General features: G+C 65.1%; 14 protein-coding genes and 2 tRNA genes. 9 read left to right on the top strand and 7 right to left on the bottom strand.

Annotated elements, in window-relative coordinates; genetic code table 11:
• Positions 1 to 20: 20 nt before the first annotated feature.
• Positions 21 to 1,241, bottom strand: a complete 1,221-nt coding sequence (locus C8J42_RS07605; RefSeq protein WP_133019519.1) for a serine hydrolase domain-containing protein — start codon at positions 1,239 to 1,241, stop codon at positions 21 to 23.
• A 193-nt stretch (positions 1,242 to 1,434) separates the two neighbouring features.
• Here C8J42_RS07605 and C8J42_RS07610 point away from each other — a divergent pair, with 193 nt between their 5' ends.
• On the top strand, positions 1,435 to 3,141 hold the full coding sequence (locus tag C8J42_RS07610) for a class I adenylate-forming enzyme family protein (RefSeq protein ID WP_133019950.1): 1,707 nt from the start codon (positions 1,435 to 1,437) through the stop codon (positions 3,139 to 3,141).
• 156 nt (positions 3,142 to 3,297) lie between these two features.
• Here C8J42_RS07610 and glpK read toward each other — a convergent pair whose 3' ends face one another.
• Complete coding sequence (glpK, locus tag C8J42_RS07615; RefSeq protein WP_133019520.1) at positions 3,298 to 4,782, bottom strand: glycerol kinase GlpK; 1,485 nt, start codon at positions 4,780 to 4,782, stop codon at positions 3,298 to 3,300.
• Between the two features lie 172 nt (positions 4,783 to 4,954).
• Here glpK and C8J42_RS07620 point away from each other — a divergent pair, with 172 nt between their 5' ends.
• The 3 genes from C8J42_RS07620 (at position 4,955) to C8J42_RS07630 (ending at position 6,396) form a co-directional block, all read left to right on the top strand.
• The gene (locus C8J42_RS07620; RefSeq protein ID WP_133019951.1) at positions 4,955 to 6,103 is read left to right on the top strand and encodes an AI-2E family transporter; all 1,149 of its coding nucleotides are present in this window, start codon (positions 4,955 to 4,957) and stop codon (positions 6,101 to 6,103) included.
• 54 nt (positions 6,104 to 6,157) lie between these two features.
• Positions 6,158 to 6,234: transfer RNA gene (locus C8J42_RS07625), tRNA-Asp, on the top strand.
• An 85-nt stretch (positions 6,235 to 6,319) separates the two neighbouring features.
• Positions 6,320 to 6,396, top strand: a tRNA-Asp gene (locus C8J42_RS07630).
• A 148-nt stretch (positions 6,397 to 6,544) separates the two neighbouring features.
• Here the strand turns inward: C8J42_RS07630 and C8J42_RS07635 are convergent.
• The 4 genes from C8J42_RS07635 to C8J42_RS07650 all read right to left on the bottom strand — a co-directional run bounded on the left by C8J42_RS07635 (position 6,545) and on the right by C8J42_RS07650 (position 8,024).
• Entirely contained in the window at positions 6,545 to 6,745 is a 201-nt protein-coding gene (locus tag C8J42_RS07635; RefSeq protein ID WP_133019521.1) for a DUF2842 domain-containing protein, read from the bottom strand.
• The gene (locus C8J42_RS07640; RefSeq protein ID WP_133019522.1) at positions 6,742 to 7,275 is read right to left on the bottom strand and encodes a 5-formyltetrahydrofolate cyclo-ligase; all 534 of its coding nucleotides are present in this window, start codon (positions 7,273 to 7,275) and stop codon (positions 6,742 to 6,744) included. The genes C8J42_RS07635 and C8J42_RS07640 overlap by 4 nt, the downstream gene beginning before the upstream one ends.
• A 204-nt stretch (positions 7,276 to 7,479) precedes the next feature.
• Positions 7,480 to 7,803: a cell division protein ZapA gene (locus C8J42_RS07645; protein WP_056058285.1), complete on the bottom strand. Its 324-nt coding sequence runs from the start codon at positions 7,801 to 7,803 to the stop codon at positions 7,480 to 7,482.
• Positions 7,803 to 8,024 carry a hypothetical protein gene (locus C8J42_RS07650; RefSeq protein ID WP_133019523.1) on the bottom strand — a complete coding sequence of 74 codons (222 nt, stop codon included), beginning with the start codon at positions 8,022 to 8,024 and terminating at the stop codon, positions 7,803 to 7,805. The genes C8J42_RS07645 and C8J42_RS07650 overlap by 1 nt, the downstream gene beginning before the upstream one ends.
• 144 nt (positions 8,025 to 8,168) lie before the next feature.
• Between C8J42_RS07650 and gap the strand changes: the two genes are divergently transcribed.
• From gap to C8J42_RS07665, 3 genes are all read left to right on the top strand, one after another.
• Positions 8,169 to 9,179 (top strand): type I glyceraldehyde-3-phosphate dehydrogenase, encoded by a 1,011-nt coding sequence (gap, locus tag C8J42_RS07655; RefSeq protein WP_056048489.1) that lies wholly within the window; start codon positions 8,169 to 8,171, stop codon positions 9,177 to 9,179.
• A gap of 133 nt (positions 9,180 to 9,312) precedes the next feature.
• Positions 9,313 to 9,774, top strand: coding sequence for an MOSC domain-containing protein (locus C8J42_RS07660; RefSeq protein ID WP_133019952.1), 462 nt, complete (start codon positions 9,313 to 9,315; stop codon positions 9,772 to 9,774).
• The gene (locus C8J42_RS07665) at positions 9,771 to 10,961 is read left to right on the top strand and encodes a phosphoglycerate kinase (protein ID WP_133019524.1); all 1,191 of its coding nucleotides are present in this window, start codon (positions 9,771 to 9,773) and stop codon (positions 10,959 to 10,961) included. Before C8J42_RS07660 ends, C8J42_RS07665 begins: the two co-directional genes overlap by 4 nt.
• On the opposite strand, the gene C8J42_RS07670 is transcribed toward C8J42_RS07665, so the two are convergent.
• Positions 10,958 to 11,437 carry a TlpA disulfide reductase family protein gene (locus tag C8J42_RS07670; protein WP_133019953.1) on the bottom strand — a complete coding sequence of 160 codons (480 nt, stop codon included), beginning with the start codon at positions 11,435 to 11,437 and terminating at the stop codon, positions 10,958 to 10,960. The genes C8J42_RS07665 and C8J42_RS07670 overlap by 4 nt on opposite strands.
• 152 nt (positions 11,438 to 11,589) lie before the next feature.
• Here C8J42_RS07670 and C8J42_RS07675 point away from each other — a divergent pair, with 152 nt between their 5' ends.
• Together C8J42_RS07675 and C8J42_RS07680 are read left to right on the top strand one after the other, a co-directional pair.
• Positions 11,590 to 11,820 (top strand): ribbon-helix-helix protein, CopG family, encoded by a 231-nt coding sequence (locus C8J42_RS07675; protein ID WP_056482291.1) that lies wholly within the window; start codon positions 11,590 to 11,592, stop codon positions 11,818 to 11,820.
• Positions 11,817 to 12,146, top strand: coding sequence for a type II toxin-antitoxin system PemK/MazF family toxin (locus C8J42_RS07680; protein WP_133019525.1), 330 nt, complete (start codon positions 11,817 to 11,819; stop codon positions 12,144 to 12,146). Before C8J42_RS07675 ends, C8J42_RS07680 begins: the two co-directional genes overlap by 4 nt.
• Positions 12,147 to 12,148: the final 2 nt, after the last annotated feature.

A 12,148-nucleotide genomic window follows, 5' to 3' on the forward strand; every position in this document is an offset into this window, starting at 1 on the left:
GTGCGCAGGAGAACGGAAACTCAGGTCATCGCCGCGTAGATCATCGTCTTCAGTTCGCGGCGGATGGGATAGAAACTGCTCGGCGAAAGCTGCGTCATGAACACCATCGACAGGCGCTCGACGGGATCGACGAAGAACGCGGTCGAGAACATCCCGCCCCAGTAGAACTCGCCCTTCGACCCCGGCACCATCGTCTTCGCGACGTCGTCGGTGATCGCGAACCCGAGCCCGAAGCCGGTGCCCGCGTTCGACGCCTCGCTGAACAGCGACTTCGACATCGCCGCGAGATCCGATTTTCCGGGCAGGTGATTCTGCGTCATCAGGTCGAGCGTCTTGCGCCCGAGAATGCGCGCGCCGTCGAGTTCGCCCCCGTTCAGCAGCATCGTATTGAACCGGTGATAATCGAGCGCGGTCGAGACGAGCCCGCCGCCGCCCGAGACGAGTTTAGGCTGCCGGCTCCACGCACTCTCAGCCCCGCGATCGTACATCACGCGGCCCTTGCCGGGCGCCAGCGTGTAGCAGTCGGTCAACCGGTCGAGCTTGTCGGCGGGGACCTGGAAGAAGGTGTCGTCCATCTTCAGCGGTGCGAAGATACGCGTCCTGAAGAACTGGTCGAGCGGCAGGCCCGACACGCGCTGCACGACCGCGCCGAGCACGTCGGTCGCGACCGAATAATTCCACGCGGTGCCTGGCGAGAATTCGAGCGGGATCTTCGCCAGCGCGCCGATGAAGCCGTCGAGGTCATAGCCGCCGTGCCAGCCCTCGATCTTGCCGTCGCGGTACGCGGCATCGACGTTCGAACGGTTCTGGAAACTATACGTCAGCCCCGAGGTATGCCGGAGCAGGTCGACCATCCGCATCGGCTCGGCCGTCGGCCTGGTCACGAACGGCACGCCGCCACCGCCGCCATCATAGACGCCGATATCCTTGAACTCGGGCAGCACGTGGTGGACCGGCGTATCGACCGCGACGAGGCCCTGCTCGACCAGCATCATGAACGCGACCGAGGTGATCGGCTTGGTCATCGATGCGATCCGGAACAGCGATCCTTCGTCAACGCTCTTGCCGCCCTCACGCGCTGCGCCCGCGTTCGAGAAATGGACGATCTCGCCGTCGCGCGCGATCAGCAGTTGCGCGTTCGGCAGCTTGCCCGAATCGATGTAGCGCGTCCGGAGCAGCGTATCGATCGCCGCCAACCGGCTCGCATCGAAGCCGTGCGCGGCAGGTTCAGCGATTTTCACGATTCGACCGTCCGTGCCATGACCCGCTCCATACCCCTAGTTCGAACTTGGTGCCTCTATTGCCTTGAGTGCGGCAGGAATCAACTATAACCTGTCTTCGAACAGGCGATAAGACAAACCCGAAATTCAACTCTGGAGTCAACCGGTCTTGGCAAGCGAACCGATCATCGCACTCGATCCCTCCTGGCCGGCGATGTCGCTCGCCGATGCCGAGCGAATGCTGACCGCGCCCGGCGCGAAGTTCGAGATGGAGATGCTGACGATCGACGGCATCGAGACGCGCATCTGGAAGAACGCGCCGCCGTCGCTGCGCTGGCTGGCCGAGGCGGCGCGCGCGCATGGCGAACGGGTGTTCACGGCGTATGAGGACGAGCGCGTCACCTACGAGGCGAACTTTCGGGCGATCGCGGTGCTGGCGCACCGGTTGCGCGAGATGGGGATAGGCCCCGGCGACCGCGCCGCGCTGGCGATGCGCAACCTCCCCGAATGGCCGGTCGCGTTCTTTGCGGGTGCGAGCATCGGTGCGATCATGGTGCCGCTCAACGCGTGGTGGACCGGCGCGGAGATGGAATACGGCCTAGCCGACTCGGGCGCGCGCGTGCTGATCACCGACGACGAGCGGCACCACCGGCTGGAGGCGGCCTACGCAACGTTGCCGGCGCTGGAGCACGTGTTCGTCGCGCGCGCCGCAGAACCGCTGACGGGGATCGTCACGCGGCTTGAGGACGTGATCGGCACCCCGCACGACTGGACTGCGCTGCCCGATGTAGGCCTCCCGGAAGCGACGATCGCGCCCGACGACGTCGCGACGATCTTCTACACCAGCGGCACCACCGGCGCGCCCAAGGGGGCACTCGGCACGCACCGCAACATGATGTCGAACATCATGTCCGGCGGTTATTCCTCCGCCCGCTCGTTTTTGCGGCGCGGCGAGGCACCGCCCGAGCCGACGCCGCGTGTGACGCTGACGGTGATCCCGCTGTTCCACGTCACCGCCTGCTCGGCGGGGATGATGGGGGTGATCGCGACCGGCAGCACGATGATCTTCATGCGCAAATGGGACACCGTGCGGGCGATGGAGATCATCGAGCGCGAGAAGGTCAACATCACCGGTGGCGTGCCGACCATCGCCTGGCAGCTTTTGGAACATCCCGATCGTGGGAAATACGACCTCTCGTCGCTCGAATCGATTGCTTACGGTGGAGCGCCCGCTGCCCCCGAACTGGTGAAGCGCATCTATGCCGAGTTCGGCGCGATGCCCGGCAATGGCTGGGGCATGACCGAGACGATGGCGACGGTCACGCATCATGGGGGAGAGGACTATCTCAACCGCCCGACCAGCGCGGGGCCTCCGGTTGCGGCTGCCGACTTGAAGATCATGGCGGACGACGGCGTGACGGAGATGCCGCAGGGCGAGGTCGGCGAACTCTGGGCGCGCGGGCCGATGATCGTGAAAGGCTATTGGAACAAGCCGGACGCGACCGCCTCGACGTTCGTCGATGGCTGGGTTCGGACCGGAGACTTGGCGCGCCTCGACTACGAAGGATTCTGCTACATCGTCGATCGCGCCAAGGACATGATCATCCGTGGCGGCGAGAACATATACTCCAGCGAGGTCGAGAACGTCCTCTACGCGCACCCCGCGGTGACCGACGCGGCGCTGATTGGTATTCCACATCGGATCCTCGGCGAGGAGCCGGCGGCGGTGGTCCATCTCGCACCGGGGGCGGTAACGACCGAGGCGGAGTTGCAGAGCTGGGTGCGGCAACATCTAGCGGCGTTCAAGACGCCGGTCGCCGTGCGCTTCGTGCATGAGACTTTGCCGCGGAATGCGAATGGGAAGATCTTGAAGAAGGACTTGCAGGTGTTGTTTGCGGATCGGGTGGGGGTGGTGGCTTAGCCGCAGCATGCCTGGCTAGGCGCGCCTCCCCGGCGGAGGCCGGGGTCCAGTCGGGAAGGCCGTGGTAACGACGCGTTGCCCTACGTTAGCGACGTTCCCCAACTGGGCCCCGGCCTCCGCCGGGGTGGTGGTTGGGGTTGCGGCGCGCGATCGGTTCTAGCGCTTCGCCCCTGCGACGACCGCATCGACTGCAGCCTTCCATCCCGCCAGTCGCGCCTGCCGCTCGTCCTCTCCCAGCGACGGCGTAAACGTCTCGACCTCGCCGCGCATTGAGGTGGCCTCTTCTAGCCCTCCGAAAAGTCCTGCACCCACGCCGGCCAGCATTGCCGCGCCCAACGCGGTCGTCTCTGCAAATCTCGGCCGCTCGACCTCGATCCCCAGCAGGTCCGCCATGTCCTGCGCCATCCAATCGTTGGCGACCATGCCGCCGTCGATCCGCAGACTGTGCCAGTCGATGCCGTCGGCGGCAAACGCGGTCTTCAGATCGTGCGCCTGATACGCCATGGCCTCTAGCGCCGCGCGTGCCACGTGTGCCTTGCCGGTGGCGAAGCTCAGTCCTGAGATGCTCGCGCGGGCGTCCGGTTCCCACCATGGCGCGCCGAGGCCGCTGAGGGCTGGCACCAAGTAAACGCCGCCGGTGTCGGGCACGCTGCGGGCCAGCGCTTCGGTTTCGGCAGCCGTGCCGATCATGCCTAGCGTGTCGCGGAGCCACTGGACGAGGCTGCCGGCAACGAACACCGATCCCTCGAGCGCATAGGCGCGCTGACCTCCGAGTTGCCACGCGACGGTCGAGAGCATCCGGTGCCCCGATGTTGGCGGCGTCGCGCCGGCATGGGTGAGGATGAACGCGCCAGTGCCGAACGTCGCCTTGGTCTGGCCGGGTGCGAGGCAGGCCTGGCCGATCGCGGCCGCCTGCTGGTCGCCTGCGATGCCGCAGATCGGAATCGCCGCGCCGAACGCTGTCGTTTCGCCGAATCGTCCGGCGCAGTCGACGATCTCAGGCAACGCCGCGGGGGGTACGCCGAACAGCGCGCAGAGCTCGTCGTCCCAGCCGCCGGTGTGCACGTCCATCAAGGCGGTGCGCGAGGCGTTGGTCGCGTCCGTCACGTGCAACCCGCCGGTCAGTTTCCATATCAGCCAGCTGTCGACCGTGCCGATCGCAAGGCGCGCTCCCGCGTCGGCGAGTTGGGGCCACTTCCGCATGGCCCAGCCGATCTTCGAGGCGGAGAAATACGGGTCGAGCAACAGGCCGGTCTTGGCCTGAACCTCAGCTTCGTGGCCCCGTTCGCGCAGGTCCCGGCAGGTCGCGGCGGTACGCCGGTCCTGCCAGACGATCGCGGGCGCGAGCGGTTCGCCGGTCTCACGATCCCAGAAGACGATCGTTTCGCGCTGGTTGGTGATGCCGATCCCGGCGATCCGGTGCGCGCCGCCTGCCTGCGCGACCATCGCCGCGGTCACGCGGAGTGTCTTGCGCCAGATCTCGGCAGCGTCATGCTCTACCCAACCGGCGCGCGGGTATTTCTGGTCGAGTGCGCGGGCTTCGCTGGCGATGCAGCGTCCGTCGGTCGCAAACAGCATGGCGCGGGTGGAGGTGGTGCCCTCGTCGATGACGAGAATTAGATCATTGGCGTCGTTCGGCATGCTTGAATGCTAGCCACGATTACGGGATGGGGGAACAAAGGAAAATGCCATGACGGACGAGGGCCTTCGCCACGAAAAGAACCAGCCGCAAGGCGGGGACAGCGCCGTTACCGAAGGTCCGCCGGCCGAGAGTGCGTTCGGGCTGCCGATCGCGGTCGGGGTCGAGGATGCGATGCGAATCGCGCAGCGTCGCGATCGGTTGCTGGCGGCGCTGACACTGACCGCGGGTGTCGGGCTCATACTCGCGACGCCGTTCGCGTTGAAATCCGGAGCGGAGTTCTTCCTTCCGCTCACGATCGCGCTGGTGATTTCCGTTGCCTTGGTGCCGGTGCTCGAATGGCTCGAGCGGCGGCATGTTCCTTCGCCGCTTGCCGCGATCCTGTGCATTCTCGTCTTCCTCATCGCGGCGAACATCGCGATCGCCGCAATCCTCGTACCGGCGACCGACTTCTTCCGGTTGTTGCCGACGCGGTTGGACCGAATTCAGAACAATCTCGCGCCGTTGCTCGATTTGTATTCGAGCCTCGAGAAGTACGTGAACAAGACGCTGCGGCAGGTTGCGTCGACCCCGATCAAGCAGCCGGCAACCGCTGGCGTCGCCGCGCCGGGCTCGATCCTCGAACTCGCCGCGACGTCGGCGCCGGCGGTTATCGTACAGTTCCTGTTCGGTGTCCTGATCGTGTTCTTCTTTCTGTCGGGGTGGACGCGGATGCGGCGGCAGACGATTACCGGGCGAACCAGCTTCGACGGGGCGATGGCGACCGCTCGGGTGATCCAGGATATCGTCGACGACGTGTCCGCGTATCTCGGGACGATCACGCTCATCAACATCGTTTTGGGGATCATCACCGGGGTAGCGCTGTGGTTCATCGGCATGCCGTATCCGGCGATGTGGGGCGGGATCGTCGCGCTGCTCAATTACATCCCGTATTTCGGGCCGGTGATCGGTGCGTTCCTGCTCGCGCTGGGCGGGCTGATGACGTTCTCGGACATCTGGATGGCGATGCTGCCGCCGGCGCTGATGTACGGGCTCCACCTGGTCGAGGCAAACGCGATCACGCCGTTCGTGGTCGGCCACCGGCTGACGATCAGCCCGTTGCTGATTCTGATCTCGCTGAGCTTCTGGGGATGGGTGTGGGGCACGTCGGGCGCATTGCTCGCGGTGCCGCTGCTGATCATCATCCAGACGATCGTGAAGGCCGCTGGTAAGCCCGATATCGCCGGTTTCCTGTTCGAGCACGGGACGCTGGTGCAGCCCAAGACCGGGCGAAACCGCCGTCGTGGCGACCCGCCCGAGGCACAACGTGAAACTGGCGGATAATTTGGGTTGACGGTATCCGAACCCTCGCCTAGTTGCCGCCTCCACGCTGTTTCAGCGGGTGTAGCTCAGTTGGTTAGAGCGCCGGCCTGTCACGCCGGAGGTCGCGGGTTCGAGTCCCGTCACTCGCGCCATCGTTTAGGTGGTTCGAGATTGTGTTGAGGTTTTGACGAGCCTTCCCGCGTGTCCCTTGGGACGCTAGGGTTCGTCATTGGGAATGCGGGTGTAGCTCAGTTGGTTAGAGCGCCGGCCTGTCACGCCGGAGGTCGCGGGTTCGAGTCCCGTCACTCGCGCCACCCTAGTGGGTGGCCGAAATCCTTTTTAGAAATCTTTCAGGTACTTGCCTTCTTGTTCTCTCGCGAACGCGGGGGCCAGGGGCCGCATGCGTTGCTCGGTATTTAGCTGGGCCCCCGCGTCCGCGGGGGAACCCCTTGGAAGCTGCTGCTACCGCCCGAGCTCCATCCAGCGCAGGACCGGCTTCAGTGGCGCAATCCAGATCAGGCCGGTGAACAGGTAGAACACCAGTTGCCCCAGCCAGTGCCAGCTGCCGACGATCTTCGACAGGCTGACGATTGCCACGCACCACACCAGGATCAGGAGCAAGATGCCGAGCATGCCGACGGGTTTGCGCCAGGTTGGCGTCATGGCGTGATCCAGTCTGATTCGGTGGCGATGGCGTGGAGCGGGACGTCCCACGGGTCTGGGGTCAGGCTATCGACCTGTTGCACCGATAGCGCAATGCCGACGCGCCAGGCGTTCGGGTGCGCAAGGAAGGCGCGGTCGTAATAGCCGGCGCCCTGGCCGATCCGGTTGCCGCTGCGATCGAAGCCGACGAGCGGGGTGAGGATGATGTCGGGTTCGAGTTCGGCCGCATCTTCGGCGGGCTGGTGCAAGCCGAACGGTCCGGCGATCAGCGCCGCTTCGGTCGCCCAGGACAGGAAGCGCATCGGCAGCGAGCGGCGGACGACATGGGGCAGGGCGATGACGCATCCGGCATCGACCGCGGCGCGCGCAAAGGGCGAGGGGTCTGCTTCGCCGCCGAACGGGACATAGGAGGCGACCGTCAATCCGGGTTTCAGCCGTGCCAGAAACGCCGACGGCACAGGAAGCTCGACCGGCGGGCGCGCTTCCCGCGCGGCGCGGAGCGAGGCTCTCAACGCGCTCTTGTCTGTCATGCGCTTGCGACCCTGAGATAGGGGGAAGATGGTGGTGTGGCGGGCCCACCATGGCCGTGTGCCGGGTTATCCACTGACGCACGGTACGTCAGGTGGGGACCATGTGCTTCGGACCAGGATCCTAACAGGGACAGCCCCCTATGGATGATGAATAGCCTCAGGGATAATAAAGGCTCGTACCGGGCAGAACCCGCCATAACCAATCTAGGCGTTGGGCGGGCTAAGCTCAAGGGGCGTGTGTTCGAGAACCTGGGCAAGCCCTTCGAGACGATCTGCGATCCGCGTCAGTGCGATCTCGCTGACCGCCGAGCCTTCGGGCGGCCGGTGCGCGGCTTCGTCGAGGTCGTCGGCGAGCATCAGCGCGACGAACAGCATCGCGCGCTCGGCGCTGAGACCGCCAGCCGCGCGGTCCGCAGTGGCCCAGCGTTCGGCGACCATCGCACCCAGCAGCCGCACGCGCGACTCTTCGCCGTCGCGACAGGCAACCGCGTGGGGACGACCGCCGATATCGAGCATGACCTGGGCCATCAGTTGGGGCTCCCGCGCGTGATGACGTCGTCGAGCGCGGCGACAGCTTCGGCCATCCGCGCCTTAAGCGCTGCGTGGCGCTTGGCGAGGGCGTCGCCGGCTTCGGCACGCGCAGTTATGGCGGATTCGATGCGCGTGATCGCCGCGTCGATCCGTTCGACGGCGGTAGGCGCGTCCGTCCCGTCGACGGGCGTCGGCGTATCGGTAATTGTGTCTGACATAGCATGCGAGATAGCATGGCCGGGGTGTGCGACAAGCCGGTTTCGCCGCCGTGATCCGCGATCCACGGTGTTGACAGGGCGCCCCACCGCCCCGCAAAGGCTGCGCGCCCGGAACGGACTCGCGGGCGTAGCGGAGAGACAGCAATGACGGTCAAGGTTGCGATCAACGGTTTCGGGCGCATCGGCCGTCTCGTCGCCCGTGCGGTACTCGAACAGTCGAACGGCGCACTCGAACTCGTCGCGATCAACGATCTCGGTGATGCGAAGTCGAACGCCTGGCTGTTCAAGCGCGACAGCGTCCACGGCAAGTATCCGGGCGAGGTTTCGGCCGAGGGCAACGAGCTGGTCGTCGACGGCAAGCGCATCCGCGTCACCGCCGAGCGCGATCCTGCCAACTTGCCGCATGCCGAGCTGGGCGTCGACATCGTCCTTGAGTGCACCGGCTTCTTCACCGACAAGGCGAGCTGCCAGAAGCATCTCGATGCGGGTGCGAAGAAGGTGCTGATCTCGGCACCGGGCAAGAACGTCGACCTGACCGTCGTCTACGGCGTCAACCACGACAAGTTGACCGCCGAGCACACGATCGTCTCGAACGCGTCGTGCACCACCAACTGCCTCGCGCCCGTCGCCAAGGTGCTGAACGATGCGATCGGTATCGAGCGTGGCCTGATGACGACGGTGCATGCATACACCAATGACCAGAAGATCCTCGACCAGATCCACCCCGACCTGCGTCGCGCGCGTGCTGCGGCGATGTCGATGATCCCGACCACGACCGGTGCCGCGCGTGCGGTTGCCGAAGTGCTGCCGGAGCTGAAGGGCAAGCTCGACGGTTCGGCGATCCGCGTGCCGGTCCCGGACGTTTCGTTGATCGACCTGACCTTCACCCCGTCGCGCGATACGACGCGTGAAGAGGTGAATGCGGTGCTGAAGGCGGCCTCCGAGAGCGGCCCGCTGGTCGGCGTGCTCGACTGGTCGGACGAGCCGCTCGTCTCGATCGATCTTCAGCATACCCCGGCGTCGTCGACGATCGACAGCCTGGAGACCGCGGTGATCGACGGCAAGCTGGTCCGCGTCGTCAGCTGGTACGACAACGAATGGGGCTTCTCGAACCGGATGGTCGATACGGCAACTGCGATGGCGAAGTTCATCTAAGCTCGCGATCTATGTACTTCCTCTCCCGTTCGCTTCGAGCGCAGTCGAGAAGTCGTCTCCCGTGACAGATGGTGTCTCGACTGCGCTCGACACGAACGGGGAGGGGGCGGTGGCCCAGGCCCCGGCCTCAACGATGGTTGGCTCGATCGCCGGCATCGCGCGCCACGCCCGCGCCAAGGGCCCGATGGAGGTCATCGACGATGTCGAGATCACCATCAAGGCTGGCCTGCACGGTGACTTCCGCGGTCGCGTGAAGCCCGGCGGCAAGGGGCGGCGGCAGGTCACGTTGCTCGAACGTGGCGACTGGGACGCCGCAATGGCCGAAGTCGGGCGCGATATTCCGTGGTACGAACGGCGTGCCAATCTGCTCGTTGATGGATTCGATCTTCCCCAGATACCCGGCACGCGGCTCCGCATCGGCGCGGACGTCGTGCTGGAGGTGACGCGCCACACCGATCCGTGCGACCGCATGGATGCATTGGCGCCAGGATTGTTCGCAGCGCTGACGCCCGACTGGCGGGGCGGGGCGTGTACCCGAGTTTTGATGGGCGGCAGAGTCGCCGTCGGTGATGAGATCAGGATCGAAGAACCATGACTAAGCCATTCAAGACGCTAGATGATATGGGCGATGTCCAGGGCAAGCGCGTGCTCGTGCGTGAAGACCTCAACGTGCCGATGGCCGAGGGGCATGTCACCGACGATACCCGTCTGCGTGCCACCGTCGCCACCGTTGGCGAACTCGCCGACAAGGGCGCGATCGTCCTCGTCCTCGCGCATTTCGGTCGTCCCAAGGGCGTGCCGAGCCCCGAATTCTCGCTGTCGCAGGTCGTGAAGCCGTACAGCGAAGTGCTCGGCCGCGAAGTCCGCTACATCGACTGGGAAGGGGCGGATGACGCCGTCGCTACGCTCGAACCCGGCGATATTGCGGTACTGGAGAACACGCGCTTCTTCGGCGGCGAGGAGACCAACGACGCGGCGATCGTCCAGCGGTTTGCAAGCCTTGGCGATCTCTACGTCAACGATGCCTTCTCGGCTGCGCACCGCGCGCATGCCTCGACCGAGGGTCTCGCGCACGTCCTACCCGCCTTCGCCGGTCGCGCGATGGAGGCCGAACTCGATGCGCTCCAGAAGGCACTTGGCGAGCCCGAGCATCCGGTCGCGGCGGTCGTCGGTGGCGCGAAGGTGTCGTCTAAGCTCGACGTGCTGCGGCATCTCGTTACCAAGGTCGATCATTTAATCATCGGCGGCGGCATGGCGAACACCTTCCTCGCGGCACGCGGCGTCGATGTCGGTAAAAGCCTTTGCGAGCATGAGCTTGCGAGCGTTTGCGAACAGATCATGGAAGCTGCGGACAAGGCGAACTGCACGGTTCACCTGCCGTACGACGTCGTGGTCGCGAAGGAGTTCAAGCCGAACCCCGCCACGCGTACGGTCAACGTGCACGAAGTCGCCGCCGACGAGATGATCCTCGACGTCGGTCCGGCGGCGGTCGAGTCACTTGGCGACGTGCTGAAGAACTGCCGCACGCTGGTCTGGAACGGCCCGCTCGGCGCGTTCGAAACGCCGCCGTTCGACAAGGCGACCGTCGCGCTCGCCAAGACCGCGGCGGCCCTCACTGAAGGTGGCTCGCTCGTCTCGGTCGCCGGCGGCGGCGATACGGTTGCGGCGCTCAACCACGCTGGCGTCGCGGACGCGTTCACGTTCGTCTCGACGGCGGGCGGCGCGTTTCTCGAGTGGATGGAAGGCAAGGACCTCCCCGGCGTCGCGGCGCTGACGCGTTAAGGCGCTGGTTCCCGCAGCAACGGGACTAGCAAGGTATTGAGTTCATTCAGGTCGAACGCGCCGGCTTTCGCATAGCGAACCACGCCGGCGCGATCGATGATGTAGTTGGTGGGGAGGGCGCCCATCACCGCGAACGGCCCCTTGATTCGCCGCGCCGACGGCATCGTCATCGCGGCGAACAGGGGTTTCAGCTTGAACGCGGGCAGCGAATCCTCCGTCGCCACCGCGAACACGCGCAGGCCGTTGTCCTTGCGAATGCGGTAATAGCTGTCGAGCAGCGGAAGCTCTGCCTTGCACGGCCCGCACCATGTCGCCCAAAAGTTCAAGACGACGACCTGCCCGTGCAGATCGGTACTGCGCACCTTGGTCCCGTCGATCAGCGTCAGTTCGAACGGCGGCGCTGGTTCGCCGATCTTGACTGCGGCCGTCGCTGCGGATGCGGTCATGATCATCGCGCATGCGACGATGCCTTGCATGATCTTCATTGGCCCGCCCCTGTGCCGTCCGCCCCATATTTCGAGAGTGTCGGCGTCGAAAGATCCAACGTCAATCACTAGGTTTGCAGTCCAGCCGGGGTTGATCCTCAACACCCACCCGCCTATGTTTAACATGTTAAACGGAGACTCGGATGCTCGGTGTCAGGCTCGATAGCGAACTCGAAGAACGGCTTGCAGCGGTTGCGCGCACCCAAGGGCGCAGCAAGAGCGATATCGCACGCGAAGCCGTGCGACGCTATGTCGAACGCCACGACGAGGCATTCCTTGCGGAGGCACGGCGTCAGTCGCTCGCTGCGGCTGATCACGATAGGCAGGCAGGTGAAGAGGATTGGGACGCACTAATCGGGGCGCCCCCTGCATGAAATTCGTCCGCGGTATGATCGTCGTCGGATCGGGCAAGGGCGATTTCTCTGGCAAGCCACGCCCCTTTCTTATCGTCCAATCAGACCTTTTTGCAGATCACGCGACGATTTCGCTGTGCCCGCTGACCAGCGTCATTAGCGGGACGAACCTGTTTCGCGTGTCGCTGGAGGCATCGGCGGAAACCGGCCTATTTCGCGATAGCGAGATCCAGATCGACAAGGTTGATACGCTCGACCGCAACAAGATCGTCAAGATTATCGGTACGATACCCATCACCACCATGACCCGAGTCGACGACGCGCTCCGCCGCTGGCTCGAACTCTAAGA

Source organism: Sphingomonas sp. PP-CE-1A-559, from assembly GCF_004340965.1.
In the GTDB taxonomy this organism is placed as follows: Bacteria; Pseudomonadota; Alphaproteobacteria; order Sphingomonadales; family Sphingomonadaceae; genus Sphingomonas.